At 68.7% G+C, this 2,607-nt stretch carries 3 protein-coding genes; 1 reads left to right on the forward strand and 2 read right to left on the reverse strand.

Going from position 1 to position 2,607, the window contains the following annotated elements:
* Positions 1–149: 149 nt before the first annotated feature.
* Positions 150–1,676 carry a catalase gene (locus tag G6017_RS02760; RefSeq protein WP_179524388.1) on the reverse strand — a complete coding sequence of 509 codons (1,527 nt, stop codon included), beginning with the start codon at positions 1,674–1,676 and terminating at the stop codon, positions 150–152.
* A gap of 55 nt (positions 1,677–1,731) precedes the next feature.
* The gene (locus G6017_RS02765) at positions 1,732–2,172 is read right to left on the reverse strand and encodes a Fur family transcriptional regulator (protein WP_182615825.1); all 441 of its coding nucleotides are present in this window, start codon (positions 2,170–2,172) and stop codon (positions 1,732–1,734) included.
* Between the two features lie 152 nt (positions 2,173–2,324).
* Between G6017_RS02765 and G6017_RS02770 the strand changes: the two genes are divergently transcribed.
* A partial coding sequence (locus G6017_RS02770) for a universal stress protein (protein WP_182615827.1) occupies positions 2,325–2,607 on the forward strand: 283 nt, incomplete at its 3' end.

Here is a 2,607-nt window from a genome sequence, read left to right on the forward strand (position 1 = left end):
GCCCTGACCGTGGTCCGCGGCGGCTGACGGGGCCCCGGAAGCCGGCGCACGAGGAGGGCCCGACCCCGCTGGTCGCGGGATCGGGCCCTTCGTCTCAGTCGAGTTCGGCCGACGCGTGCTCGACCGAAACATGCTCGGCTACGGAGTGGTCACTCCTGGCGACGGTGGTTGCCGCGCGGACCGGACTCGACGCCGGCCTTGACGGCCTCGCACAGCCCCTGGTCGACGGCCGCCCAGTAGGCGTACACGCGCTCGAGGAGCTCGGTCTCCGAGGGGTCGATCTTGCTCACGTGACCGGCGATGTTGGACGCCAGACGCTCGCGGGCCGCGTCGTCGAGGACCTCCCGGTAGAGCGTGGTGGCCTGCGCCTGGTCGGTGTCGTCGGAGTGCGGCGAGACGTCCCCGCGGTAGATCTCCGAGCCCTTGGTGTCCCAGTCACCGAAGTCGAACGCCTTGGCCGGGTCCGCGACCGGGCCGTCGAGGGTGTTGGGGGCGTACTCGGCCTGCGCCGGGTGCGGGAACTCGTACTGCATGGCGCCCTCCTTGGAGTAGGAGTTCACCGGCGAGAGCGGTCGGTTGACCGGCACCTGCTGGTAGTTGGCGCCGATGCGGTAGCGCTGGATGTCCGGGTACGCGAAGACACGGCCGAGGAGCATCTTGTCGGGCGAGAAGCCGATGCCCTTGACGATGTTGGTCGGCGCGAACGCCGCCTGCTCGATCTGGGCGTGGTGGTTCTGCGGGTTCCGGTTCAGCGTCATGGTGCCGACCTTGCGCAGCGGGTAGTCCTTCTGCGACCAGACCTTGGTGAGGTCGAACGGGTTGAAGCGGTAGGTCTCCGCCTCGTCGAAGGGCATCACCTGGACGTGCAGGTCCCACGACGGGAACTCGCCCTTGGCGATGGACTCGTAGAGGTCCTGACGGTGGTAGTCGGCGTTCTCACCGGCGAGCTTGTCGGCCTCGTCCTGGGTGAGGAAGTCGATGCCCTGGTTGGTCTTGAAGTGGAACTTGACCCAGTGGCGCACGCCCTCGGCGTTGATGAACTGGTAGGTGTGCGAGCCGAACCCGTCCATGTTGCGCCAGGTGGCCGGGATGCCGCGGTCGCCCATGAGCCAGGTGACCTGGTGGGTCGACTCGGGGCTCAGGGTCCAGAAGTCCCACTGCATGGCGTGGTTGCGCAGGCCGGAGGCGTTCTTGCGGCGCTGCGAGTGGATGAAGTCCGGGAACTTGAGGGCGTCGCGGACGAAGAAGACCGGCGTGTTGTTGCCGACCATGTCGTAGTTGCCCTCGTCGGTGTAGAACTTCAGCGCGAAGCCGCGCGGGTCACGCCAGGTGTCGGGGCTGCCCTTCTCGCCGGCGACGGTGGAGAAGCGGGCGAGCATGGGGGTCGTGACGCCCTGCTGGAACAGGCCTGCGCAGGTGATGTCCGAGACGTCCTCGGTGGTGACGAACTCGCCGAAGGCGCCCGAGCCCTTGGCGTGGGGCAGACGCTCCGGGACGTTCTCGCGGTTGAAGTGGGCGAGCTTCTCGATGAGGTAGAAGTCGTGGATCGGCTGCGGACCCAGCTCGCCCAACCGGGCGCTGAACTCGTCGCTCGGTACCGGCTGGCCACTGTCGGTGGTGGTGGCGGACTTGGGCTGGAAGTCGCGTACGCCGCGGTCGGCGGGATGCGTGGTCACGTCTGGTGCTCCTCGTTGTGGTGGGGTGATGGGCGATGTGGTCTGGGTCTCAGTCTTAACCGAGCCGGGCACGGCCCGCCTGACATTCGGGACATGTGCCCCAGTAGTTGACCTCGGCCTCGTCGATCAGGAAGCCGTGATCGTGGTCCGCCTGCAGGCAGGGCGCATGCCCCACCGCGCATTCGACATCCTCGATCCGGCCGCACTGCCGGCACACGAGGTGGTGGTGGTTGTCCCCCGTGCGGCGTTCGTACCGGGCCGGCGAGCCGGCCGGTTCGATGCGCCGCATGAGTCCGACGTCGGTGCACACACGCAGCGCGTCGTAGACGGTCTGCGTGGACACCGCGCCCAGCCGCTCCCGGACCAGTACCGCGACGTCCTCCGCCGCGATGTGGGGACGACTGTCGACGACGGCGAGGACCGCCAACCGGGGAGAGGTGACCCTCAACCCGGCTGTCCGGAGCAGCGCTCCCGGATCCTCCATCTGCGTCGTCATGGGCCTCACCCTAGCCGACTTTCTGGAACTGGTCCAGAAAAGGACTGGTTCCGCTTTGGTAACGATGTCGGCTGCGCATCTGCTGCTCCCCCGGACGCCGTCGTACCCGCCGACTAGGCTGATCCGCGACGCCGAACCCGCAGGAGGACGCCATGACAGAGACCGCCACCGGACCGGTCGTATGCGGCTACGACGGTTCGCGGGACGCCCGCCGGGCCGTGGCCTGGGCCGCGAACTGGGCACGCGACCACGACGCGGGGCTCGAGGTGATCTCGGCCGACCGCGCCGTCGGACGCGTGGTGGCCTTCGACGAGACCGCCCGCGCCAACGTCGAGGGAGCCATGCGGGACCAGCTCACCGACCTCGTCGGACAGGTCCCGGCGACCTACCGCGTGGTCGCCGACAGCCCCGTCGGCGCGCTCGTCGAGACCACCG

Origin of the sequence: Dietzia sp. B44 (assembly GCF_014145245.1) — a bacterium.
GTDB lineage: Bacteria > Actinomycetota > Actinomycetes > Mycobacteriales > Mycobacteriaceae > Dietzia > Dietzia natronolimnaea.

Excerpts from the sequence above, each read along its gene's own strand:
- G6017_RS02765 (WP_182615825.1), bottom strand. The coding sequence starts at position 2,172 with ATGACGACGCAGATGGAGGATCCGGGAGCGCTGCTCCGGACAGCCGGG.